This window comes from Flavobacterium potami (assembly GCF_020026915.1).
Taxonomy (GTDB): Bacteria; Bacteroidota; Bacteroidia; order Flavobacteriales; family Flavobacteriaceae; genus Flavobacterium; species Flavobacterium potami.
The window spans coordinates 624,255-649,404 of the sequence record NZ_JAINUY010000001.1 but is presented as its reverse complement, the minus strand read 5'-3'; the positions used below and the strand labels follow the sequence as shown (position 1 = coordinate 649,404).

The window sequence follows — 25,150 nt, the reverse complement described above, 5'->3', positions numbered from 1 at the left end:
TTTTTTCAAAAATACTATTCGTGCAATTTGTTACACTAGACAAATGTCCTATAATACAGCTTTACGAATTCGGCTTAAATGTCTTGGTGTAATTCCTAAATAAGAAGCTAAATATTGAAGTGGAATTAACTGTATGTATTTTTGATGATTCTGATATAATTCTTCGTAACGTTCAGCACCTGAAAGTTTTTGAAAAGAAACCATTCTTTTATGCAGATTTACGAATTCTAATTCGGTCAATTTTCGGCCAGTTTCCTGCCAATTGAATCCCGATTTGTAGAGTTTTTCTAAAGCTTTGCGATCGAGAATCTGTAATTCTGTATCGGTAAGAGCTTGGATATTTTCTTCTGCTTTTTCTTGCGTAATAAAACTGGCAAAAGAAGCCATAAATTCATTCTCAAAAGCAAAACAATTGGTGATTTCATCCCCTTTATGATTCACAAAAAAAGAACGGAGAATTCCTTTTTTTATAAAAACTATTTCGTTGCAAACATGATTTTCCGTCAATAAAAGTTCGCCTTTTTTCAACGTACGAAAAGTAATTAAATCATCTAAAAGATTTAATTCATCCGCAGAAAAATCTTGAATGGATTGGAAAACAGATTTCATATTTATTGTTTCTTTTTGCCACGAATTACACAAATTGACACTAATTTATTAGCTAAACTAAAATAAGTAATTCGTGAAAATTCGTGTAATTCGTGACTAAAAAAATTAAATTTTACCGTAATACATTGCTTTTACGATACCATCTGAAAGTCCGATTTTAGGAACATAAATCTGGCGTGCTCCGCTCCATTTCATGGCATTAAGATAAATTCTTGTGGCATGGATAATTACGTCGGCACGGTCAGAGTTCAATCCTAATTCGGCAATTCTTTGTTCGTAAGTCAATGAATTTAAAAAGGCATATTGTGAATTGATGTAAATATAAGAAAGCGGCTTCTCTTGCTGTTTTCCTGACATTTTAAACAATTTATTGATATTCCCTCCAGAACCTATTAGAGTTACCTCATCGTAATCTGCAGTATTGGTTTTAATCCATTTTTCGATTTCATCCCAAACTACATCGTGAACCATATTATTCAATAAACGAACCGTTCCTGCTTTGAAAGATCTTGAATTGATTAATTTTCCATCTGAAAATAAGGTAAATTCTGTACTTCCACCTCCAACATCCACAAAAAGGTAGGTTTCGTCAGATTTAATTAAATGATGTAAATCGGTAGAAGCAATAATTGCGGCTTCTTTTTTACCATCGATAATTTCGATTTTAATGTCGGCTTTCTTTTTTATTAAAGCTACAACTTCTTTGGCATTATAGGCTTCACGCATTGCAGAAGTTGCAAACGCCATATAACGCTCTACTTTATGTACTTTCATCAAGAGATTAAATGCTTTCATAGCATCAACCATTCGATCTATATTTTCTGGCGAAATTTCACCAACGGTAAAGGCATCCTGACCTAGACGAATTGGCACACGAACAAGGGAACTTTTGTTAAACTGTGGTTCTTTTCCGTCTTGTTCTACAACATTCGATATCAGAAGCCTCATGGCATTTGAACCGATATCTATTGCTGCAAACTTCCTTATATTAATCATGCTCACTTTATGATTTGAAATTGGTTTTTATTATTAATTTACTTTTTGAGGAACCTCTTCTAGTAGTGCCACTTTATTTTGGTAATACTTATAGGTTTCAAATTGGGCTCTAAATGGGGCATGATGATTTTTCGGCTTATATTTATTATCCAATTTATAAGAATGATATCTTACTTTCACATTTCCTTTCCAACCTATATTGAAGTTATCGATCAATTCTTTCTTAATTTCAAGATCATAAATTGGACATGTCACTTCTACCCTTGCATCAAGATTTCTAGTCATGAAATCGGCAGATGAAATATAAACTTCGGTTAAACCAGCATTTCCAAAAATGTAGACCCTCGAATGTTCTAAATAATTATCTACGATACTTATTGCTTCAATATTTTCGCTCATTCCAGGAATTCCAGGAATCAAACTGCAAATTCCTCTTACTTGAAGCTGAATTTTCACACCTGCATTACTTGCTTCATATAATTTATCGATCATTTTAAAATCTGACAAACTATTCATTTTAAGCTTGATATGTGTTTTTCTTCCTGCTAAAGCATGAAGAATTTCACGATCTATCAGTTTTACGAACTTGGTTCTTGTATAATGTGGCGATACAATCAAATGTTTGTATCGGTGCACTCTATAATTGACATCAAAAAATTCAAATATTTTTGAAATATCTTTTAAAATTCCCTGATGACAGGTTAAAAGCGTTACGTCTGTATAAATTTTAGCTGTAGATTCGTTGAAATTTCCTGTTGAAACGAATCCATAACGACGATTTTTACCCTCTTCCAATCTTTCTATAACACATATTTTACTGTGTACTTTAAGACCTTTCATTCCAAAAATAAGTTCAATTCCTTCCATCTGCATTTGTTCTGCATACGAAATGTTAGAAGCCTCATCAAAACGTGCTTGAAGTTCAATTTGAACAACCACTCTTTTACCGTTTTTAGCCGCGTTTATCAACGAACTGATAATTTGCGAATTCTTTGCCAGACGATACAACGTTATTTTGATACTCGTTACTTTTGGGTCTAAAGCTGCTTCACGAAGAAATTTTGTTAAATAAGAAAAAGACTGATATGGTGCATTTACTAAATAATCTTTTTTACTGATTTTTTCTAAAATACTTCCATCCAAACTCAATCCTGGAACTGGTAATGGTTCATTGGGTTTATATAATAAATCGTAACGTCCTAAATTAGGGAATCCCATATAGTCGCGACGATTGTGATATCTTCCTCCCGGAATGATACTATCTGTTTCTTCAATTTTCATTTTATCAAGGAAGAAACGTAAAGTATCATCTTCTATTAAACTATCGTAAATAAAACGTACAGGTTCACCAATTCTACGATCTTTTACAGATGAAGCAATTTTCTCCAACATACTTTTACTCAAATCACTATCAATCTCCAATTGTGCATCACGAGTAATTTTGATCATATGGGCAGAAACGCTTTTGTAATCAAATATGTTGAAGATATTTTTCAATTTAAATCGAATTACATCGTCAATCAAAATAACATATTGTCTCTCTCCTTCTGAAGGAAGAACCACAAATCTGTTGATATTTTTAGGAATTTCGATTAAAGCATAACGAATTTCATCATTAGCAAGTTCTAAACGAACAGCCAGATATCCTAAAGTATCTTTTAAAACAGGAAATACAGCAAGGTCATTCAAAATAATGGTAACCAGTTCAGGACTTAATTTTTGCATAAAAAAGTCCTTCAAAAAACACTCTTGTTTTGGTGTAATCTGGGTTTCATTAATAATAAAGATATTTTCAGCTTCCAGCTCCGCTTCTATATTTCCAAGAATACGCAAACTTTCAGATTGTTGCTGAATTACAATATCTGTAATATCCTTAATTAATTGATGAGCAGAAATTCCGCCTAAATATTTTTCGCCAGATATACCAGAAAGGCTTAATCTTCGAATTGCGGCATACCGAACTCTAAAAAATTCGTCTAAATTGTTTGAAAAAATTCCAACAAAACGGAGTCTGTCTAAAAGTGGAACCGTATTATCTCCGGCTTCCTGAAGTACTCTCGCATTAAACGCTAACCAGCTTTTTTCTCTATCGATATATTTCTGTTCGTACACTGTTATGATTTTAAATCTTTGGGGAAAATAGTTTTATGTGTTTTACCTTTATTTATCGTATCCCAGCTTTCGGCATCAAATTGTAATGATACAAAACCAGAAGTTGGGACATTTTCTATAAATACATCCCCAAATTTATTAACAAAATTTGTAATAGCCTCGTTATGTCCGAAAAGAATAACGCTTTCAAAACTATTATCACACGATTTGATAACTTTTTCGAGTTGCTTTTCATCAAAAGTATACAAATCATCCTTGTAAACGATACTTTCTATAGGATATGAAATATTCTGAGCAAAGATTAAAGCCGTTTCCGACGCTCTTGCTGCGGTACTACTCCATATAATATATGTTTTAGGAAGGTATTTCGAAATATGTAAGGAAACATCATGCGCATCTAAAATTCCTCTTTTCATTAAAGGACGGTCGAAATCTTTCAACGGCGCCTCCCAACTTGATTTTGCATGACGTATTAAAATAAGATTTTTCATAAGCTGTGAAATTTTAAAAACCTGATTTGGAGATTACTATTTTTTAATTAAGTTCTAATTTACAAAAGAAATTTTAAACCTTTTCTATTTTTTATTTCTGTTAACATTATAATGAAATTTTAACAAGAAATAATAATTCATAATATCTTAATCTCAAAAAAAATGAGATTCGAAAAAAAATACAATTAGTGTACTTCGTCTAGGAAATTAGTACTTAATCGAGATTCTCTTAATTTTTAAAATTTTAACCAAATAACTGATTATTAAGTATTTAAAACATTTTAAAACTTCAAAATTTCACTAAAAAAGCAAAAAAACGACTTACATTTTTTGCATTTTTATGTTAAAAAATAATCTTTTTATCGCTTTTTTTTGTAGAAAAAATACATTTCAACGAGTTTTTAGGTTAGTTGTAGATAAAAAAAATCAATTAGAAAAACTCTAATATAACTTTGATTCTGTTAAAATTTCATAAATACTTTTAAACAAAATCATAAGTTATGAAAACTAAATCTACTCTTGAAAAAGCAGTAAAATTTATTACAAATTGTAAGTTTATTTTTTTCTCAAAGAGGAATATCTTTCAAAAAAACATTTTTTTCATATTGTTTTTTTTGGTGACGTCTTTTTCATTTGCTCAAAGTGAAAATGTGGATTCGTACTTAACAAACTTAGAAAAATCAGGACAAAATTCTAAGCTTAGCCATCTCAAACATCTTTTATACGATTTACAATCTGCTGTATACTCTTCTAAAGGAGGAACAAAAGTTTATGGAGACCAGCCTACAGCCATATTTGCAGATATTAATTCTATTAACAGCCTTAACAGCATAGTATCATCAAAAAGTGACATTGAAATTGTAACCATTAAAATTAGCAATGCGGCAGATCTAAACAAATCTATTGATTTGAATTCTTTCTCTGGTTTTGAAAAATTACAATACATTTTCATTATTTCAAAAGTTGAGACTAGTCCATCTGTCATCAATAATTTGATTAAAAATGATACTTCAAAATATGTCTTACTTTATAAAATCTCTATAGGCGGATAATTTAAAAGCTATTATTATGAAAAAAATCTACTCTCAACATTTAACGGCTTTTTATTTCTTCGTAATGCTTATTATGGGAATTAATGAAGTAAACGCCCAAGTAATTGTACCATTTAAAGAAAGAACATCTACTTACTCTCCGACGAAAACAATTTACAAAATCAAAGGAGATTTTACGATGATTGGAAATACCAATTTGTCTACCCAAAACTATGACGATTACGAAACCAATGGATCATTTCCAATGGCTTACATCGACAAAGACAATGACAGTCAAACTCTTAACTCATCTGCTGCAACTTTAGATTTATTAAATGACAGTGGTACCAAATTGACAAACTGCTACAATATAGTTTACGCAGGATTATACTGGACAGGAAGAGTTTCTGATGACGCTTTTAGTCCAAACTCATTTACGGTAACAAAAAATGGCGTAACTCAGACTTTAGATAAAAGAAAAATTTTATTCAAAGGTCCGAACAACAGTTCTTATGATGAATTTACAGCAACAGATATCTACTTTCCAACAAATTCTGACAATAATATGTTTACTGCTTACGCAGAAGTTACTAATTATGTAAGAGCAAATGGTGTTGGAGAATATTTTGCAGCCAATATCGCAGCAACTGAAGGAGCTGACGGTGGTAATATTGGAAAATATGCTGGATGGGGTTTGGTTGTAATTTATGAAAATTCTACCATGAAAAACAGAGATATTACAGTTTTTGATGGTCATGCTTTTGTACAAAATAACATAACCGCAGACCATACATTTCCTGTTTCCGGATTTAACTCTGTAACATCAGGACCGGTTGATGTAAAACTTGGAATTATGGCCGGTGAGGGTGATGTGAATTATGATGGTGATTATTTTCAGATTGAAGAATTGAATAGCGGCAATTATAGAAGCTTGAGCCGACCTGGAAATTCGGTCAATAATTTCTTCAATTCATCCATCAATACCGGTGGAAACAGTCGAAATCCGAATTTGATCAATAATTCTGGAATGGACATCAGTATGTTTAAACTTCCAAATGACAATAAGGATATTATTGGAAACAATCAGACATCGACCTCTTTTAAATATGGTTCTACGGTTGATAGTTATGTTATCTTTTCTATTGTAATGGCTGTTGATGCTTACGTACCAGAAATTGAAGGTGTTTTGAGCGCTACCACAATCAATGGAAGTGCTGTTGGTGCAGGACCATATACCGTTATGCCTGGTCAGGAACTAGGTTATAAAGTTCAAATAAAAAACCGTGGTACTGAAGCTGTTCAAAACAGTAAACTTGTTATTCCGATTCCTTACAATGCTACATTTGTAACCGGAAGTTTAGCAAAAACGATAAATTTCACACCCCGTCCTACTCCAAATGCATTGACTTACGAGCCAACCATTGGAGCAAACGGATCAATAGTTTGGGATTTAGGAACATTACCACTGCCTACTGATCCGAATACTGTTTTAGGAGAATTAACATTTACATTGAAGGCGACTGAGAATTGCGCTTTGCTGAAAAATTCAAATTGTAGCAATGTTATTCAGGTAAATGGGAAATTAAGTGGGAAAGGTGCAAATTCAACCGTTGCAGTAAATGATCAATCTTTAATTTTAGGTTATACAACATCAGGAAGCTGTATGGGAACTTCAATAGCTGCACCGCTTCAAACTACTATAGATTCTGCAAACTATACAACTGCAAATTGTCAGGCTACTCCATCAGTAATTTCTTTTACGTTTTGTAATACTGCGACCTCGATTCCTGTAACAGATGTAACGGGTTCATTCCCTACAGGATCCACATTTTATAGTGCCTATCCAGTAGTGGCAGGAACGACAACACAATACACGATCAATAATCCATTTCCGGCAACCGTTGGAACCTCAACCTATTATGCAATTCCACCGGGAGCAGCAAGTGGATGTTATTTTGAATTTACAGTTACTATTGAAAGCATTACCACAACACCAAATGTTACAAGTCCAATAAATTATTGCATTGGCGATACTGCAGTCGCACTTACCGCTGTACCAACCAAACCTGAATATACATTATATTACTACGAAACTTTGAATTCGACAGGTCAGCAATCATTGACTCCTTCTACTGCAACTGCGGGGCAATTTACTTACTATGTTGCGGAAGGAAAAACAAATGCTTGCATTGGTCCTAAAAAAGCGATAGTGGTTAATATAAATGAAAAACCAACTGTTACTATAACCAATCCACTTCCTGTTTGCTCACCAGCTACTTCTTCGGATTTAACTGCTGCAAGTATAACTGATGGAAGCTCATCAGGATTAACTTATACTTATTGGACTGATGCAACCGCAACTACTCCTTTAGCGAATTTTACGGCTGCTGTTCCTGGAACTTATTACATTAAAGGGACAAATACTTCTAATTGTTTTGATATAAAACCAGTTGTAGTTACCAAAAGTACAATCGTCTTAACAGAAGTGACAGCATCACATATCGATGTAAAATGCTACAATAAAACAACGGGGGCAATTACTATAAATAATGCCTCTGGTGGAATCGCTCCTTATGCTTATTCATGGAAAAAGGATGGCTATTTATATGCAGGTACTTCTCAAACTTTAACAGATCTTGGATCTGGAAGTTATGAAGTAACCGCAACAGATGCAAATGGATGTCAGGGAACATTAACAATTACTATTTTACAACCTTCTGCAGCTCTTGCTTTGACCGCCTCTTCTAAAACCGATGTTTCTTGTTTTGGAACAAGTACCGGAACACTGACTGCCGGATTAGTGACAAATAGCGTGGGAACAGTAAATTACTCTTGGAAAAACAGTTTAAATAATGAAGTTTCAACTCTTGCAAATGTTACAAACATGCCAGCCGGAACATACTCTTTAACTGTAACTGACGATTGTTCTTCAATTTCTAATTCGGTTATAATTGAAGGACCTTCCGCTGTATTAAGTGCTATAAAATCTCAAACAAATGTTTCTTGTGGCAACGGAACTAATGGTTCTGCAACAGTAACCGTTTCTGGAGGAACTTCATCGTATTCATATGCTTGGAGCACTGTTCCTGTACAAACAACTGCAACTGCCAATAATCTTACTGCCGGAAACTACAGTGTTAAAATTACAGATGCAAACGGATGCGAAATAAATGAGTCGTTTACAATTTTAGATGGCGATGCTGTCAAACCAATTGTTACTTCTTTACCGCAAACCAGCACAATCAATTGTCTGGAAGAGCCCGTTTTTGCTCAAGCAACAGCCACAGATGACAGCGGAACAGTTTCTGCATTAACTTATGTAGACAGCATTATTCCTGGAAATTGCGCAGGATCTTACACAAAAACCAGAACCTGGACTGCAACAGATGCTTGTGGAAACGTTTCACTTCCTGTTTCTCAATCCATAATTGTACAGGATAATTCTGCACCAACCTGGACAACTCAAATAGGAACTTTAGACAAAACTATAGAATGCAGCGATACGACTGGTTTAGCAAATGCTCAAGCGTTATTTCCTACGGCAACAGATTCTTGTGATACTGATGTAACCAATATTGTAAAAGTGAGTGGTCAGTTTACGGCTTCTGCCGGATGCGGAAATGCAGGAACTTACACAAACACTTGGACGGTAAAAGACGACTGCGGAAATATCTCTGACACTTTCACACAAGTGATCACCATTCAGGATAGTACTGTACCAACTTGGACAACTCCAATCGGAACTTTAGACAAAACTATAGAATGCAGCGATACGGCTGGTTTAGCAAATGCTCAAGCGTTATTTCCTATAGCAACAGATTCTTGCGATGCTGATGTAACCAATATCGTAAAAGTAAGCGGTCAGTTTACGGCTTCTGCTGGATGCGGAAATGCAGGAACTTACACGAATACTTGGACGGTAAAAGACGACTGCGGAAATATCTCTGACACTTTCACGCAAGTGATTACCATTCAGGATAGTACTGCGCCAACTTGGACAACTCCAATCGGAACTTTAGATAAAACTATAGAATGCAGTGATGCGGCTGGTTTAGCAACTGCTCAAGCGTTATTTCCTCTAGCAACAGATTCTTGCGATGCTGATGTAACAAATATCGTAAAAGTAAGTGGTCAGTTTACAGCTTCTGCCACTTGCGGAAATGCAGGAACTTACACGAATACTTGGACTGTAAAAGACGACTGCGGAAATATTTCTGGCACTTTCACGCAAGTGATCACCATTCAGGATACAACTGCTCCAGCGTTTACTGGAATTCTTCCTCAGAATATTACAGTTTCATGTGATGCTGTTCCTGATCCTGCAGAAATGACTGCCTCAGATAATTGTAATGGAAATTTACCAATAGTATTTTCTGAAACAAAATCAGATATACAAAATGGATGTGCTTCAAATTATACGTTAACCAGAAATTGGAAAACTAGTGATTGTGCAGGAAATACAGCTTCTTATACTCAAATTATTACTGTAAGAGACACAACTGCTCCAACTGGAACTGCTCCTGCTAATGTACTTAATTTAGCAAGTATTGATTTGATTCCTGCTGGAAATCCAAGTGATATTAAAGATGCTGCTGATAACTGTAGTGCGACGGTAAATATCACTGTAGCCGATACAAACAGTGGATGTGACGGTAACGTTTATGTTATCACTAGAACTTATACTTTAACAGATTGTGCCGGAAATAAAACAGAATTGGTACAAACTTTTAGTGTAAACTGCAAAAAACCTATTATTGCGAATGATGATACAGCAGGACCAATTGCGGGGGTTAATCATGCGACCACAAATGTTTTAAATATATTTTCAAATGATACTCTTGATGGTGTCGGCATAACTCCATCAGATGTTATTTTAACAACAGTAACTCCGAATAACTTTTTACAACTAAATCCAAATGGTTCTATAGATGTATTAGCTAATGCACCAGTGGGAACATTGACTTTGGTATATCAAATTTGCGAGGCAGCGCATCCTGATAATTGTGACACTGCAATTGTTACTATCACAATTGTAGCACCTGCGATGACAGTTACTGCAACGCCAATCTGCGTTAATGATGTTCCTTATTTGGATTATGTTGTAACTCCTTTAAATTTTACTCCTGCAAATGGTGTAACAATTGCGTGGTCTGATAGCGCTAATAATGTAATTACTACCGTAAATGATCTTCCTTTAAGCGGACGTATTCTATGGTCTGGAGCGGTAGTAGACGGAACCGGAAAAGGAATCGACTGGCCAGGATGGATTTTTGAAAATAATAAATGGATTCAGGGTAATGATGGATTTGAAAAATTACGTCCAGCAGCTAATTTAATCATCTCATTAAATCCAACGGAGATTATTACGGTAAATTACCCACCTTCGGATCCGTATTGTACTTCTCGACCAACATTTACAATCATCGCAAATGACGATACAGCGGGACCAATAAACGGAACTACAGGAGGAACAAATATTATCAATGTTTTAACTAATGATACTTTGAATGGTGCAGTTGTTACTATAAACGACGTAACGCTAACGACAACTATTCCTGATCCAAAAGGTGCTTTAACTTTAAATCCTGATGGTTCAATAAATATTGCACCAAACACACCTGCGGGTACTTACACATTAACGTATCAGATCTGCGAAAAAGCTGATTTTGGAAATTGCGATACTGCTATAGTAACCATAACTGTTACTACTCCATCTGCTCCACCAACTCCGGTTGTTGCAAATGATGACACTTATAGTAATATTGGCTGTAATACTTTCGGAATAGTTGGTAATGTTTTCAGCAATGATTTGAAAGGAACAACTCCTGTAACATTAGAACTGATAAACTTTACGCTACTTAGCGAAAGCAATGGTAAAACAGATCCGAATATTATAATTAGTAGTACTGGAAATGTAACTGTTTCAAGTTTGACGCCGGCTGGAACTTACACGTACAGTTATAGAATTTGTGACAAATTAAGTTCAGAAAATTGCGATACTGCAATTGTAACCATTACGGTAGTTCCAAATGGTACAACTCAATTTAACAGTACAGCTTGTACAGACGATTCATCACTTCTTAACCTAACTAGTTTGCTTCCTGAAGGAAGTCCGACTAGCGGAACCTGGGTTGATAAAAGCAATACAAATGCACTCCAAGGAAATATCTTCAATCCGTTTGGATTGGCCTTAGGCAATTATGTTTTAGAATATTTAATTGCTGATGAAAAATGTCCGAGAAGTATTATACTAAACATGGAAGTAAATGATGATTGTAAAGTTTTGGCTTGCGGAGACGTCTTACCTCGTAATGCGTTCTCTCCAAATGGAGACAACTTCAATGATACATTCAAAATTGACAATATCGACGACGTAACCTGTTATCCGGAGAATACTGTGGAAATCTATAACCGTTGGGGTATTTTAGTTTTTGAGACTAAAAACTACAACAATACTACAAACTTTTTTGATGGAATTTCAAGAGGAAGAACTACCGTAAAACAAGCTGATGGACTACCTATTGGAACATATTTTTATATCATTAATTACAAGTCGTTAGATGGTAATAACAATCTTCAGGATAACAAATTGAGCGGTTATTTATACCTATCAAAGTAACAAAACAACATAATATGCTGTAAAATAGCAATTTACAGCGTATTATTCTCACTTTTATGTAAAAAACACATGCACTTTTACACTAAATCCATGCTGATTTTCAATACTTTAAAAATCAGTAGCAACAATAAAAATAATCCATTTACTATGAGAACAAAATTATTTTTCTTCGTCATTCTGTTAGTTACCTATAGTGGCTACGCTCAACAAGACGCGCAGTTTACACAATATATGTACAACACGATAAACATAAACCCTGCTTATGCTGGTTCTCGTGGTGCATTGAGTGTTTTTGCATTACATCGTGATCAGTGGGTAGGACTTGACGGTGCTCCTAAAACCAATGCAATTTCTATTAATACACCAATAAACAATAGCAATATAGGTCTGGGTGTATCTTTGGTCAATGATAAAATTGGACCTACTACTGAAAATCAATTTTCTGTAGACCTTTCTTATACAGTGCCAACATCCGAATCCTGGAAGCTTTCATTTGGTATAAAAGGTACGGCAGATATTTTTAATCTGGATATCACGAAACTTAATCCTGAAAATTCGGGTGACCCTCAATTTCAAAATCTACAAAATGATTTTTCTCCCAATGTTGGTGCTGGTATCTATTTACATTCTAAAAAAGCATATGTAGGATTATCGGTTCCAAACTTTATACAAACAAATCGTTATGATGATAATGATGTAGCCATTTATAAAGATAAAATCAATTATTATTTAATGGCAGGTTATGTATTCGATTTGTCTCAAGAAATAAAATTCAAACCAGCGGTCTTGACAAAAATGGTTGAAGGCGCTCCTCTTCAGGTTGATGTATCTGCAAACTTTTTATTCTTTGAAAAACTAACTCTTGGTGCTGCTTACAGATGGGATGCTGCAGTAAGTGCAATGGCAGGATTTCAAATTACAGAAGGCTTGTTTATTGGTTATGGATATGATAATGAAACAACCAGATTGAAAAACTACAATTCTGGCTCGCACGAAATCTTCCTTCGTTTTGAACTTTTCAAATACAATAATAAAATGACAACCCCTCGTTTCTTTTAAAACCATTGCATCATGAAAAACTTTACACTACTTCTTTTAACAATTATAAGTGCTTTTTCATTTAGCAGTTATGCACAAAAGGCAAAAATAGCTTCCGGAGATAAAAAATATGATAGTTATGCTTATGTTGATGCTATAAAAACATATGAAAAAGTAGCCAATAAGGGTTACAAGTCTGAAGACATGTTTAAAAAACTAGGTAATTCTTATTATTTTAATTCAGACTTTTCGGGTGCGGCAAAATGGTACGGTGAATTATTTGCAATGAATACAACCGTAGAACCAGAATACTATTATAGATATGCGCAGTCATTAAAATCAACCGGTGAAGTTGTCAAAGCCAATAAACTTCTTGATGATTTTTATTCCAAATCAAAAAGTGACACTAGAGGTAAATTGTACAAAGATGATGTTAATTATTTGGATGAAATTAAAGCTAATTCTGGAAGATATAAAATTGAAGATGCAGGAATAAATAGCAAATATTCTGATTATGGATCATTTGTTTATAACAACAAAATATATTTTGCTTCAGCACGAGACACGGGTAATTTTATGCAACGTAAACACCAATGGACTGGAGAATATTTTACTAATATTTACAATGCCGATCTTAATCCTGAAAATGGGATTGCCGGAAAAGCAAAAAAATTCAAATCGGCTATCAATACCAAATTTCATGAAGCATCTCCAGTTTTCACTAAAGATGGTAAAACAGTATATTTTACTAGAAACAACTACATCAACGGTAAGAAAGGAAAAGATGAAAACAGAATTACTTTAATTAAAATTTACAAAGCAAATTTAGGTGCCGACAATAAATGGGGCAATATCACTCAACTTCCTTTTAACAGCGACAATTACAGTACGGCACATCCTGCATTAAGTCCTGATGAGAAAACATTATACTTTTCTTCGGACATGCCTGGATCGCTTGGTCAATCCGATTTGTATAAAGTGAGTATAAATCCAAACGGTGATTTTGGAACTCCTGAAAATCTTGGAAAAGATATCAATACAGAAGGAAAGGAAACATACCCTTTTGTAACTAGCGAGAATGAAATATACTTTTCATCAGACGGATATCCAGGACTAGGCGGTTTAGATGTTTTTGTTGCAAACATTGATTCAAATGGAAAAATTAGTAACATTCAAAATGTTGGTAGTGATGTAAATTCGCCTAAAGACGATTTCGCATATATTATTGACCCCGTTTCCAGAAAAGGATATTTCACGTCAAATAAAGATGGAGGTCAAGGTTCTGATGATATTTACAAATTCCTAGAAACAAGAAAACTAAAATGCGAACAGCAGTTAGAAGGAATTATTACAGACGCAGAAACAGGAAGTATTCTCGCAGGAACAAAAATTACTTTATTTGATGACCAGAATAGTATCAAAAATTCAACTGTTTCTGATGGATCGGGAAAATATGTTTTTCCTGTTGAATGTGGAAAAATCTATTTTGTGAGAGCAGAAAAACCGGAATACAATACAAAAGAAGTGAGTGTTACCATTTCTAAAACAAGTGGTAAAACAAATCTGCCAATTGCATTGGAAAAATCAAGTTGCAAAGTTACTATCGGTGACGATTTAGGAGTTTGTTTCGGAATCAAAATGATTTATTTCGACTTAGACAAATCTAATATTAGGACTGAAGCCGCTGTAGATTTAGAAAAAATATTAGTCGTTTTAAATGAAAACCCAACAATGAAATTAGATATTCGTTCTCATACAGATAGTCGCGCAACGCATCAGTACAATGCCGCTTTATCTGACAGAAGAGCAAAATCTACTATCAAATGGCTTATTAAAAATGGCATAGCTCCAAACCGATTAAAAGGAAAAGGTTATGGAGAAACCCAACTTGTAAACAAATGTTCTGATGGCGTTTCATGTACAGAAGAAGAACATCAAGCAAATAGACGAAGTGAGTTTATTATAACTGCTTTGTAGACATTACTAACACAACCAATCTTTAAAAGCTGTCTAAACTGGGCAGCTTTTTTTATATAAAAAATCGTCGTAATTCTTGCAAAATACGACGATCTCTAAAAAACAACCAGTTCAATTTTTCGTTTACAGCTTAGCAAAAATGTTAGTGTAATATTTTTTACCTGTCGCAGCATCTGTAGTTACAGATATTCCGAAGTGTGTATAATCACCTTCTATATTTTGTTTATGACCTGGACTTTCAAGCCATGCTCTCAAAGCCGCTTCAGGAGTTTTATAGTTATAGGCAACATTTTCTCCAACTTTCTTAGCCCCTAAAACGCTAGTAATATTTTGAGATCGTTCAACAAAATCGTTATGATTTACGACATTATTATCAATCATATACACATTATGTTCTTCGCATTTATAAGAAATATGATTGACTTTTTCCAGAGCATTTAAACCGACACTTAATCGATAGTCGTTTATTAGCTTCATGGTTTGAAGTTCTGAGTCGTTATAAGAATAATTGGTAACGAGCGCTTCGGTCGGACTTTTATCCACGCTTCCTTCGACAGTGTCTGCAGTACATGAGTTCATTGCGATTACAATCGCAATGAACAACATGATGCGCTTAATCTTTTTCATAATCAACAGCATATTAGCAGTTTAAAGTAGATGTGGGGCAAATCCTTTAAATTTATTTTTGAATAAATGTTCTCTATTTTTCTAGACCAAACATATTCAATTTGTCGCTAAACTACAAAATTAATCGATGAAATACACCTATATTTTTTAATGAAATATAATTTTCTTACAAATCAAGAAGATAAGCGTTCAATCTTCCATGAAAAATCAGATTGACTGGTGTAACGTATTCTATCGTGCAGTCTGTTAGCTCTACCTTGCCAAAATTCGACTTGTAACGGTGTGACAATATATCCTCCCCAATTTTGAGGTCTTGGAATCGATTTTCCTTCAAAATCTGCTTCTATTTTTTTCAGGTTTTCTTCTAAAAAAGTCCTCGACGGAATTACTTCACTTTGATTAGAAACAATAGCTCCAAGTTTACTTCCATCTGGACGAGAATCGAAATAATTATCAGAAATAATTTCAGAAGTCTTTTGAGCAATTCCTTTTATAATAACCTGGCGTTCCATTTCCTGCCAGAAAAAAGACAGACAAACATTTGGATTGGCTTCGATAGCTTTTCCTTTTTCCGAATGATAATTGGTATAGAATATAAACCCTTCTTCGGAGAATTTCTTCAATAAAACCACACGCGATTTCGGAAAACCATCCAAACCAATCGTAGAAACCGTCATGGCATTTACCTCTCCACTTCCACCAAAATCTTCAACCTCATGAAACCATCTGTTAAAAAGATTAATTGGATCTTCCGGAATATTATCTTCCAATAATTCGCTTTTCTCGTAAGATTTTCTATAATTACTTAAATCACTCATAGTTTTGTTTTTTTGTTTCAGGTTTCAGGTTTCAAGTTTCAGGTTTCAAAAACTTAGAATCTTAGAAACTTAGCACCTTAGTATCTATTTAAAAATCAAATGAAACCCCATCATCTCCCAAAAGTACATTCGGAAAAATAGTTTCTGCTTCTTTTTTAAAACACTCAATTCCGTCATAACGTGTAGAATAATGTCCTAAAATTAATTGTTTTACATTGGCTTTCAAAGCAATTCTTGCTGCTTCTTTTGCTGTCGAATGCAGCGTTTTCTCTGCCAATCTTGCTTCAGATTCTAAAAACGTAGATTCGTGATACAAAATATCAGTATTTTCTATAATTGGAATTATATCCTCATTGTAAACCGTATCAGAACAGAAAGCATAACTTTTTGTTGGCGGCGGATCGAAAGTCAGTTTTTCATTTTCAATTATCGTTCCGTCATCAAGCTTGATATCTCCACCGTTTTTTATTTTCTGATAATAAGCAACATGGATATCGTATTTTTGAACAGCTTCTACATTCAGTTTCCTTTCATCTGGTTTTTCCTGAAAGTGATATCCATTCGTATACACACGATGTTTTAACGGAATTGTTTTTACGATAACACGTTTGTCTTCAAAGATAACTTCACTTTCTTTCGATTCCAATTCATGGAAAAACAAAGAATAAGTAGTCCATGATTCCGTCAATTTCAATTGAAGCAGAATCAGTTCTTTAATTCCCTTTGGACCATAAATATGTAAATCGGTTGTTCTTCCCAAAAGAGAAAAAGTCGAAATAGTTCCAATTAATCCATACAAATGATCGCCGTGTAGATGCGAAATAAAAATGTGATTAATCTTAGAGAATTTAATCTTATTTTTTCGAAGCTGAACCTGAGTTCCTTCTCCACAGTCAATTAAAAACAATCGATTTTTAATTTCTAAAACCTGCGAAGTCGGATTAGTTAGTGTTCTAGGAGTTGCGGCATAACAGCCAAGTATAGTTAATTTCAATTTTATTGTTTATTCGTTTATCTGGTAAATCGTTTAATCGTATAAAATTAAATCAAATCGATTAAACGCTCAAACGAATAAACAATTAAACCCATATTTAAAATCCTAAATCTCTTTCGATTTCTTCCATTTCGATAATATCGTGAGCTTCCAAAAGAGAAGGAACTACAGCCAATTTATCTGAAATAGCATTAAAATCAAGATCTGTAGCAACAATTACAAATGATTTTTTTGCTTTTTTATGAAGCTTAGAAAGCGGTAAAAAAGCTTTCAAATCTTTTTCTGTTACAGCAGCATCTGATGATAAATCGATGATAATATTTTGTTTTTCAAAGGTTTTAAACTGTTGCGTTACTTTTTCCAAGAAAGCATTTACATCTCCTTGTGTATCTTTAATTGTAACGGTATGTCCTTTTTGATCTACTTTCATTTTTTAATTTATGGGGCTTATATAAAAATTGATTTTCTGAGAGCTAAGGTACGAAGTTTTTTTATTTGTTGTTTTTCGTTTTTTTGTTTCAGGTTTCAAGTTTCAGGTTTCAGGTTTTGTGTATGCACCGTTTGTCAGGCTGAGCGAAGTCGAAGCCCTCGTTTACAAAAGACGTGCATGATGAAAAGCCCTTCGACTTCGCTCAGGGTAACATGCTACATCTACATTTCAACAACTTGAAACATGAAACAAAAATCTACTGAATCTTAGACGCCAAAAGATAAATAACCGCCATTCTAATCGCTACACCATTCTCAACCTGATTTAAAATTACAGAATGATCAGAATCGGCAACTTCAGAAGTAATCTCTACTCCTCTGTTGATTGGTCCTGGGTGCATGATTACGATTTCTTTTCCTAGCGAATCCAAAAGTGGTTTGTCTACTCCATATTGTTGTGCGTATTCACGTGTTGATGGGAAGAAATTCACATCCATACGTTCGTTTTGTACACGAAGCATGTTCGCAACGTCGCACCATTCTAAGGCTTTGCGTAAATTTGGTTCAACCGTAACTCCCAAAGATTCGATATATCTTGGAATCAAAGTTTTTGGTCCGCAAACTTTTACTTCTGCACCTTGCATTTGCAAAGCATATATGTTGGATAAAGCTACTCTCGAATGCAGAATATCACCTACAATCACCACTTTTTTACCAGCTACATCGCCCAATTTTTCTCTTATAGAATAACTGTCCAATAAAGCCTGAGTTGGGTGTTCGTGTGCGCCGTCTCCTGCGTTTACGATACTGGCTTTGACATTTTTAGATAAAAAATAAGCCGCTCCGGGATTGGAGTGGCGCATTACAACCATATCTACTTTCATCGAAAGGATATTATTTACAGTATCAATCAAGGTCTCTCCTTTTTTAACCGACGATTGAGCTGCAGAAAAACTGATGACATCAGCAGATAAACGTTTCTGCGCTAATTCGAAAGAGAGTTTTGTTCTGGTACTGTTTTCGAAGAAAATATTGGCAATGGTAATATCTCGTAATGAAGGAACTTTTTTAATTGGTCGGTTAATGACTTCTTTAAAATGATCTGCCGTTTCAAAAATCAGGTTAATATCATTTTCGTTGATATATTTTATTCCTAATAAATGATTTACGCTTAATTCTTTCATCTTTTTTGTTTAATTGTTTATTTGTTGAATCGTTTAATCGTTTGCTTTGCGATTAAACAGTTAAACGATTTAACGGTTAACCTATTTTTATAATTTTTAATTGAGTAATCGAAATAAATCGATTAAACAATTAACCGATTAAACGATTAACCAAATTTAATTTGTCACTAAGTGAACAACATCTTCACCATCATTTTCTTTCCAGCTTACAATCACTTTTTCGCCATTGATAGCATCTACCTGACGACCACGGTAATCGGGCTGAATTGGTAAATGACGGCTGAAACGTCTGTCGATTAAAACTAACAATTCGATCTCTGAAGGTCTTCCGAAAGATTGAATGGCAGTTAACGCAGAACGAATGCTTCGGCCTGTAAACAAAACATCATCTATAAAAATGACTTTTTTGTCTTCGACTATAAAATTGATTTGAGTTTTATTGGCTTCAAGTGGTTTTTCTGTACGACGAAAATCATCTCTAAAAAAAGTGATATCCAAATAACCCAAAGAAATTTCTGGAACCTGGTATTCGTTTTCTAAAATTTGTTTTAAACGTTCAGCTAAAAAAACGCCTCTTGGCTGAATTCCCACTAAAATAGTATTTGAAAAATCAAGATGTTTTTCGATTAACTGACAAGCCAAACGGTGAAGTATAATAGTAACTTCTTTTGAATTAAGTAATACTTTCTGGCTCATAATTAATTGTAATGATTGATCGGGCAAATATACGGAATCTGATTTTATTTGTTGGGGTCTTAAGAAAGGAAATATTTTTTGCCTTTTATATTTTACTTATCCTTTTATGATATATTTTAGTATTCTAAATATATTTATTTCATAAGTTTCAATACAAAATAAAAAATGGACCAAACTTTAATTGACAATGTAAGACTTGCTATTAATCCTAAATTTCAAGATTGGGTTTTATTTGAAAATGGCAGTTACATTGTTTTTAATAATACTGATACGATTGAAGACATAAGAACAGAAGCTGTTAAGATTATGGCTGAATATGGCCCTGTTCATATAGGATCTCCAGCCGGTGATTTCGGAGTTACCACACTTAAAAAGGCAAAAGGATGGTCGATATCAGGGCATTATTACGGTATGTACACTTATGTTCATCCTGCAGAAATAAACACAACAAATCCTAATGAAAGTGAAATAGGTTTATTCGGACGTTCAAAAAGAGACTTAGATGGTCAAAATCCCATTATTATATATATCAACAGAAAAGATATTGACGTAAAATTAATCGCTGGTTTTGTAGGCATAAAAAAGATTCCTCTGCCTTTTGTCTTGGCACTCAACAATTACAATCCGAAATTAATCTTAAAAGAAGAATCTTTTGAACACAGAGGCAGTTTTTGGGGTAAAACTGATTACTATGAGAATATTGAAAAAATTGACATTTACTTGGCTTACAAAACCACTAACATCGAAATCACTAAAATAAATTCCATATTTACTTTTATTGGAAATACAAATAACAATCTGGAACTAAAAAAATGTTTAGCATTCTTTCAGGAAAAAAAATGCAATCTGACTCAGAAAGCTTTAGATTTTTTAAATCAGTAATACTTGTAGAAATCAAATTGAAAAGAATTACAAATGAAAAAATCACTCCAAAAAAGTCTTGTAAAACGTCGAAACATTTTTTTATTAGACAGCCTTGGAGCTTTTCTAACTGCTTTTTTACTCTATTTTATCCTTAGAAATTTCAATGATTTTTTCGGTTTATCAAAAAATGTTTTTGAATACCTTTCAATTATTGCCTTCACTTTTTTCGTTTATTCAATCAGTTGCTATTTTTTCGTCAAGCGAAATTGGAAATCATTTTTAAAAATAATCTGTACGGCTAATATTCTTTATTGTCTTTTGACAATTGGGATTATCGTTTGTTATTATCAAAGTATTTCGATTTTTGGCATTATTTATTTTTTAGCTGAAATCTTAGTTATTATCGGGCTCGTATTTTTGGAAATAAAAACTATCAAATCTAAATCCTAAAACATTTCACAAAAATTATATAACACATTTCCCTTATTCCTGAAGTAATTTTATTAAAGCAATTTAAAAACTCAAAATCATGCAAAATAAAATACTTAGATTGTTAATGGTATTCGTAATACTATTTTCATTTTCAAGCTGTGAATTAGTTGGAGACATTTTTAAAGCCGGAATGGGATTTGGAATCTTTATCGTAATCTTTATCATTGCGATTATTATCTGGATCTTTGCTAAAATGTTCGGCAAGAAATAAATAGTAAAATCTAAAAATTAAAAAATCCCAAATTCCAAGTTTAAATGGAATTTGGGATTTTTTTTATGGTTGTTGAACTTTGTCAAAGTTTAAAACTTTGACAAAGTTGTAAGCTCAAAGTTTGGAATTTGGAATTTCAAAAATTAAAGATTGTACATCTTCTTTCTTTGTTCCTGAATCTTTTCATCATCAAGATATTCATCAAATGTCATGTAACGATCGATAACTCCGTTTGGCGTTAATTCTACAATTCGGTTACCAACAGTTTGTGCAAACTCGTGGTCATGCGTTGTAAAAATTACAGAACCTTTAAAGTTTTTCAATGAGTTGTTGAAAGCTGTAATAGACTCCAAATCTAAGTGGTTTGTTGGTTCGTCTAACATTAAAACGTTAGCACGTTCCATCATCATTCTAGAAAGCATACAACGTACTTTTTCTCCTCCAGATAAAACTCTAGAAGTTTTTAAAGCTTCTTCTCCAGAGAAAATCATTTTTCCTAAGAAACCTCTAATGAAAACCTCATCACGCTCTTCTTCTGTTTTAGCGTACTGACGTAACCAGTCAACTAAAGTTAAATCATTTTCGAAGTATTTGTGGTTTTCAGCTGGTAAATACGCTTGGTTTGTTGTAATTCCCCAATCGAAAGTTCCAGAATCTGCTTTTTGCTCACCGTTTAAGATTTCGTAGAAAGCTGTTGTAGCACGTGAATCTTTAGAGAAAAGAACGATTTTATCGCCTTTCGCCATATTCAAATCAACATCTTTGAATAAGATTTCTCCATCAACAGAAGCAGAAAGGTTTTCTACATTTAAGATTTGATCTCCAGCTTCACGATCTTGATCGAAAATAATCGCAGGGTAACGACGGCTAGAAGGTTTGATTTCAGAAATATTTAATTTAGAAATCATTTTTTTACGAGAAGTAGCTTGTTTCGATTTCGCCACGTTTGCACTAAAACGACGAATAAATTCTTCCAATTCTTGTTTCTTCTCTTCTGCTTTTTTGTTTTGCTGCGCACGTTGTTTTGCCGCTAATTGGCTAGACTCGTACCAGAATGTATAGTTTCCTGAGTAGTGATTGATTTTTCCGAAATCAATATCAGAAATATGTGTACAAACCGCATCTAAAAAGTGACGGTCGTGCGATACAACGATTACAGTGTTTTCGTAGTTTGCTAAGAAGTTTTCTAACCAAGCGATTGTTTCAAAATCCAAATCGTTGGTAGGCTCATCCATAATCAGCAAGTCAGGATTTCCGAAAAGCGCCTGTGCCAAAAGCACACGTACTTTCATTTTTCCTTCCATATCAGCCATTAAAGTATAATGATCTGCTTCTGTGATTCCTAAGTTAGATAACATTGCTGCAGCGTCAGAATCGGCGTTCCATCCGTTCATTTCTTCAAACTGAACCTGAAGCTCTCCAATTCGGTCTGCATTGGCGTCATTATAATCTAAATAAAGTTCATCCATTTCTTTTTTAACAGCGTACAGAACTTTATTTCCCATTAATACGGTTTCTAAAACAGTATGTTCGTCGAACATGTTGTGGTTCTGGTTTAAAACCGACATACGTTTTCCTGGCTCCAAATGAATGTGACCAGAAGTTGGGTCGATATCGCCCGAAATAACTTTTAAGAAAGTAGATTTTCCAGCACCATTGGCTCCAATAACTCCGTAAATATTTCCGTGAGTGAAAGTTGTATTTACTTCATCAAATAAAATCCTTTTACCAAATTGAACTGATAAATTATTGACTGTTAACATGAATGTCTTTTTAATTAATTTGGTGCAAAAGTAGTGAAAAAGGTTCTAAGTTGCAAAGATGCTAAGGTGCTAAGGTTTTTTTCTTTGAATGAGTATTTTCTCGCAAAGTCGCGAAGACGCAAAGTTTTGTTTATAACCTAAAGTATGTCATCCTGAGAGAAGTCGAAGGACACGCACTTTGAGCTAATCAGTACGGATTTAGCATGCGGTCCTTCGACTTCGCTCAGGATGACAAAAAATGAGGTTACTTTGCTTAAAAAACTTTGCGCCTCTGCGACTTTGCGAGATTCAACTAAAGCTTACTTTCTTTCGCTAAAGCGACTTCTAAACTCTCAAAATTTGGAAGCACTTTTGAAATTATTCCTTCTTTGTTGATGATAAAATGTGTTGGAAAAGAATTCAGCTGTAAGGCATTATTCATGTATTCTTTCATATCTGGAATTACAGAATAGGACAAAGGTTTTCTCGCTAAAAATGTTTTTAATTGTTCAGGAGAATCTTCGGCTAAACTCATAAAAACAATATCTTTTCGGTCTTTGTAATTTTCAACCAATTTATTGACTTGAGGAAATTCTCTAATGCAAGGCGTGCAGTGAATGTACCAGCATTTTATTACGATGATTTTTCCTTTCATGGATTCATTGGTAACTAAATTTCCGTTTAAATCTTTGAATGAAAATTGCGGAAAAGCAGTTCCTTCCATTTTGAAATTCTTATAAGCATCAAATCCAATTTGATTGATTGTTGCTTTTATACTCGTATCTGTTTTGGGTTGGATTTTGTAAAGTTTATAATAGTAGACTCCTTCATCAGATTTTAGTCGAATTGGAATAAAATTTCCATTTGCTAGCTGATCCAGAAAAACTTCTTTTGAGATTTCTTTTGATGCAACATCCAATGCTGTAAAATCTCTCGAAAGCATGATTTTTTTATTCTGATAGACAGACCATTGTTCGTAAGTTTTCTGAATTTGTAAAGGATCGACTTCTGGATTTCCAAATTTATTTTGAGCCGGACTTATAGAAAAGATTAAAAGAAAAAAAAGTAGACTGTAGAATTTCTGCATGGATTCTGAAACATTGTATTTGATTTCAAAAATAAGCAAAAAAAGAGTTTGCTTAACCGTAAAGATATCTAAACGGTTAAGCAATTTATATTTCTAATTTTTTAAAACAGGTAAAAAAGAAGTATCCATCACATAATTTTTAGGATTCTGCGGATCAATGAATACTCTTACCGTTTCAGTATTTATAAATTCTGTAGGGTCATACCAAATGCTTTCACTTTTAAAAACATATAACTCATTCGTTTGAGGATCTTGCCATTGACTCAAAATCTGAAAAGGGTTTCGACCGTTTAATGATTGATTGGTATTTAATTGAACTTGTGTAAATTTTGCAGCAATAGGTTTTCCGGTTTCTCGTAGATTTTGTGCTTTTTTATTTTTTAACCAACGAAATAAAATGCCTAAAAATCCAATTAAAAAGAAAACTGTTCCTATAAAACCTAAGATTAAAACACCCAGCCATAACGAAAAAAATCCGTTGATTTCTGCATCATTTGGATCTGCTGGATCATAAAAAATAGTCACGCTTTCGCCAACATTATAACTAGGCGGATTACTACTTGTGGAAGATGTATAGGTAATGGTTTGCCCGGTCTTGGTTTTAAAAGAAACCACCGGGCTATACGTTGTTGATTCTTTAGATCGCTTTGGAATCATTTCTACAACTGTTCCCTGAACCGTTTCTGCTTTTTCCAGAAAAGCCTGTTTGTCTACATAAAGATAAATTGCTCCAGCCATGAGACCAGCGCCGATAATTGCGAATACATAATTGAAAATTGAGAATGCTTTCATTATTTTGGGTTTGATTAGTTGTTGTAAAAATAATCTTAAAAGCGGTATCTCCTAATAATTTGAATATTTTTTAAACAAAAAAGCCTGACAACGAATTGTCAGGCTCTATAAACGTCCTCCTTTGGATAAAAACCAAATAACAATTATCCAAATTCAGCACATTTTTTTGAAATAAAATTAGATTAAAAAATAAATAACCAAACTCAATTTTAACCCACCAAACATTTTATTTCACATAATTTTCAGGATTTTTGTTATTAACTCTTGAAAATATATTTTTTGTTCTTTTAAGAACAGTAAAATTCCTTTTAATGTCTTTCCTAAATTCAAACTTTCATTTT

Annotated in this window: 19 protein-coding genes; 6 read left to right on the top strand and 13 right to left on the bottom strand. The window is 33.7% G+C overall.

Going from position 1 to position 25,150, the window contains the following annotated elements:
• Positions 1-48: 48 nt before the first annotated feature.
• The 4 genes from K6T82_RS02850 to K6T82_RS02835 form a co-directional block, all read right to left on the bottom strand.
• Positions 49-609 carry a Crp/Fnr family transcriptional regulator gene (locus tag K6T82_RS02850; RefSeq protein ID WP_223704496.1) on the bottom strand — a complete coding sequence of 187 codons (561 nt, stop codon included), beginning with the start codon at positions 607-609 and terminating at the stop codon, positions 49-51.
• 105 nt (positions 610-714) lie between these two features.
• A complete protein-coding gene (locus K6T82_RS02845) occupies positions 715-1,605 on the bottom strand; it encodes a Ppx/GppA phosphatase family protein (protein ID WP_223704495.1) in 891 nt (296 codons plus the stop codon).
• Positions 1,606-1,638: 33 nt separating this feature from the next.
• A complete protein-coding gene (gene ppk1, locus K6T82_RS02840) occupies positions 1,639-3,717 on the bottom strand; it encodes a polyphosphate kinase 1 (RefSeq protein WP_223704494.1) in 2,079 nt (692 codons plus the stop codon).
• A gap of 2 nt (positions 3,718-3,719) precedes the next feature.
• On the bottom strand, positions 3,720-4,208 hold the full coding sequence (locus K6T82_RS02835; protein WP_223704493.1) for a SixA phosphatase family protein: 489 nt from the start codon (positions 4,206-4,208) through the stop codon (positions 3,720-3,722).
• Between the two features lie 650 nt (positions 4,209-4,858).
• Here K6T82_RS02835 and K6T82_RS02830 point away from each other — a divergent pair.
• The 4 genes from K6T82_RS02830 to K6T82_RS02815 all read left to right on the top strand — a co-directional run bounded on the left by K6T82_RS02830 (position 4,859) and on the right by K6T82_RS02815 (position 14,873).
• Entirely contained in the window at positions 4,859-5,260 is a 402-nt protein-coding gene (locus tag K6T82_RS02830; protein WP_223704492.1) for a hypothetical protein, read from the top strand.
• A gap of 16 nt (positions 5,261-5,276) precedes the next feature.
• A complete protein-coding gene (locus K6T82_RS02825) occupies positions 5,277-11,858 on the top strand; it encodes an HYR-like domain-containing protein (RefSeq protein ID WP_223704491.1) in 6,582 nt (2,193 codons plus the stop codon).
• 147 nt (positions 11,859-12,005) lie between these two features.
• Positions 12,006-12,917, top strand: coding sequence for a PorP/SprF family type IX secretion system membrane protein (locus tag K6T82_RS02820; protein WP_223704490.1), 912 nt, complete (start codon positions 12,006-12,008; stop codon positions 12,915-12,917).
• Positions 12,918-12,929: 12 nt separating this feature from the next.
• The gene (locus K6T82_RS02815; protein ID WP_223704489.1) at positions 12,930-14,873 is read left to right on the top strand and encodes an OmpA family protein; all 1,944 of its coding nucleotides are present in this window, start codon (positions 12,930-12,932) and stop codon (positions 14,871-14,873) included.
• 123 nt (positions 14,874-14,996) lie between these two features.
• Here K6T82_RS02815 and K6T82_RS02810 read toward each other — a convergent pair whose 3' ends face one another.
• The 6 genes from K6T82_RS02810 to pyrR form a co-directional block, all read right to left on the bottom strand.
• The gene (locus K6T82_RS02810) at positions 14,997-15,500 is read right to left on the bottom strand and encodes a CAP domain-containing protein (RefSeq protein ID WP_223704488.1); all 504 of its coding nucleotides are present in this window, start codon (positions 15,498-15,500) and stop codon (positions 14,997-14,999) included.
• A 173-nt stretch (positions 15,501-15,673) separates the two neighbouring features.
• A complete protein-coding gene (pdxH, locus tag K6T82_RS02805; protein ID WP_223704487.1) occupies positions 15,674-16,318 on the bottom strand; it encodes a pyridoxamine 5'-phosphate oxidase in 645 nt (214 codons plus the stop codon).
• Between the two features lie 88 nt (positions 16,319-16,406).
• On the bottom strand, positions 16,407-17,312 hold the full coding sequence (locus K6T82_RS02800; protein ID WP_223704486.1) for a ribonuclease Z: 906 nt from the start codon (positions 17,310-17,312) through the stop codon (positions 16,407-16,409).
• Positions 17,313-17,409: 97 nt separating this feature from the next.
• Positions 17,410-17,742, bottom strand: a complete 333-nt coding sequence (locus tag K6T82_RS02795; RefSeq protein ID WP_223704485.1) for a ribonuclease Z — start codon at positions 17,740-17,742, stop codon at positions 17,410-17,412.
• A 256-nt stretch (positions 17,743-17,998) separates the two neighbouring features.
• Positions 17,999-18,925 carry an aspartate carbamoyltransferase catalytic subunit gene (locus tag K6T82_RS02790; RefSeq protein ID WP_029273654.1) on the bottom strand — a complete coding sequence of 309 codons (927 nt, stop codon included), beginning with the start codon at positions 18,923-18,925 and terminating at the stop codon, positions 17,999-18,001.
• Positions 18,926-19,081: 156 nt separating this feature from the next.
• On the bottom strand, positions 19,082-19,621 hold the full coding sequence (pyrR, locus tag K6T82_RS02785; RefSeq protein WP_144219125.1) for a bifunctional pyr operon transcriptional regulator/uracil phosphoribosyltransferase PyrR: 540 nt from the start codon (positions 19,619-19,621) through the stop codon (positions 19,082-19,084).
• A 165-nt stretch (positions 19,622-19,786) separates the two neighbouring features.
• Here pyrR and K6T82_RS02780 point away from each other — a divergent pair, with 165 nt between their 5' ends.
• Together K6T82_RS02780 and K6T82_RS02775 are read left to right on the top strand one after the other, a co-directional pair.
• Positions 19,787-20,503 carry a hypothetical protein gene (locus K6T82_RS02780; RefSeq protein ID WP_223704484.1) on the top strand — a complete coding sequence of 239 codons (717 nt, stop codon included), beginning with the start codon at positions 19,787-19,789 and terminating at the stop codon, positions 20,501-20,503.
• 511 nt (positions 20,504-21,014) lie between these two features.
• On the top strand, positions 21,015-21,188 hold the full coding sequence (locus K6T82_RS02775) for a hypothetical protein (RefSeq protein ID WP_223704483.1): 174 nt from the start codon (positions 21,015-21,017) through the stop codon (positions 21,186-21,188).
• A 143-nt stretch (positions 21,189-21,331) separates the two neighbouring features.
• Here K6T82_RS02775 and K6T82_RS02770 read toward each other — a convergent pair whose 3' ends face one another.
• The 3 genes from K6T82_RS02770 to K6T82_RS02760 all read right to left on the bottom strand — a co-directional run bounded on the left by K6T82_RS02770 (position 21,332) and on the right by K6T82_RS02760 (position 24,809).
• Positions 21,332-22,951 carry an ABC-F family ATP-binding cassette domain-containing protein gene (locus K6T82_RS02770; RefSeq protein ID WP_223704482.1) on the bottom strand — a complete coding sequence of 540 codons (1,620 nt, stop codon included), beginning with the start codon at positions 22,949-22,951 and terminating at the stop codon, positions 21,332-21,334.
• 292 nt (positions 22,952-23,243) lie between these two features.
• Complete coding sequence (locus K6T82_RS02765; RefSeq protein WP_223704481.1) at positions 23,244-24,017, bottom strand: TlpA family protein disulfide reductase; 774 nt, start codon at positions 24,015-24,017, stop codon at positions 23,244-23,246.
• Positions 24,018-24,110: 93 nt separating this feature from the next.
• Positions 24,111-24,809: a DUF3592 domain-containing protein gene (locus tag K6T82_RS02760; protein WP_223704480.1), complete on the bottom strand. Its 699-nt coding sequence runs from the start codon at positions 24,807-24,809 to the stop codon at positions 24,111-24,113.
• Between the last annotated feature and the right edge of the window lie 341 nt (positions 24,810-25,150).

Coding starts and splice junctions, on each gene's coding strand:
- K6T82_RS02850 (WP_223704496.1), bottom strand. CDS start 609: ATGAAATCTGTTTTCCAATCCATTCAAGATTTTTCTGCGGATGAATTA.
- K6T82_RS02845 (WP_223704495.1), bottom strand. CDS start 1,605: ATGATTAATATAAGGAAGTTTGCAGCAATAGATATCGGTTCAAATGCC.
- K6T82_RS02835 (WP_223704493.1), bottom strand. CDS start 4,208: ATGAAAAATCTTATTTTAATACGTCATGCAAAATCAAGTTGGGAGGCG.
- K6T82_RS02825 (WP_223704491.1), top strand. CDS start 5,277: ATGAAAAAAATCTACTCTCAACATTTAACGGCTTTTTATTTCTTCGTA.
- K6T82_RS02820 (WP_223704490.1), top strand. CDS start 12,006: ATGAGAACAAAATTATTTTTCTTCGTCATTCTGTTAGTTACCTATAGT.
- K6T82_RS02815 (WP_223704489.1), top strand. CDS start 12,930: ATGAAAAACTTTACACTACTTCTTTTAACAATTATAAGTGCTTTTTCA.
- K6T82_RS02810 (WP_223704488.1), bottom strand. CDS start 15,500: ATGAAAAAGATTAAGCGCATCATGTTGTTCATTGCGATTGTAATCGCA.
- pdxH (WP_223704487.1), bottom strand. CDS start 16,318: ATGAGTGATTTAAGTAATTATAGAAAATCTTACGAGAAAAGCGAATTA.
- K6T82_RS02795 (WP_223704485.1), bottom strand. CDS start 17,742: ATGAAAGTAGATCAAAAAGGACATACCGTTACAATTAAAGATACACAA.
- K6T82_RS02790 (WP_029273654.1), bottom strand. CDS start 18,925: ATGAAAGAATTAAGCGTAAATCATTTATTAGGAATAAAATATATCAAC.
- pyrR (WP_144219125.1), bottom strand. CDS start 19,621: ATGAGCCAGAAAGTATTACTTAATTCAAAAGAAGTTACTATTATACTT.
- K6T82_RS02780 (WP_223704484.1), top strand. CDS start 19,787: ATGGACCAAACTTTAATTGACAATGTAAGACTTGCTATTAATCCTAAA.
- K6T82_RS02775 (WP_223704483.1), top strand. CDS start 21,015: ATGCAAAATAAAATACTTAGATTGTTAATGGTATTCGTAATACTATTT.
- K6T82_RS02770 (WP_223704482.1), bottom strand. CDS start 22,951: ATGTTAACAGTCAATAATTTATCAGTTCAATTTGGTAAAAGGATTTTA.
- K6T82_RS02765 (WP_223704481.1), bottom strand. CDS start 24,017: ATGCAGAAATTCTACAGTCTACTTTTTTTTCTTTTAATCTTTTCTATA.
- K6T82_RS02760 (WP_223704480.1), bottom strand. CDS start 24,809: ATGAAAGCATTCTCAATTTTCAATTATGTATTCGCAATTATCGGCGCT.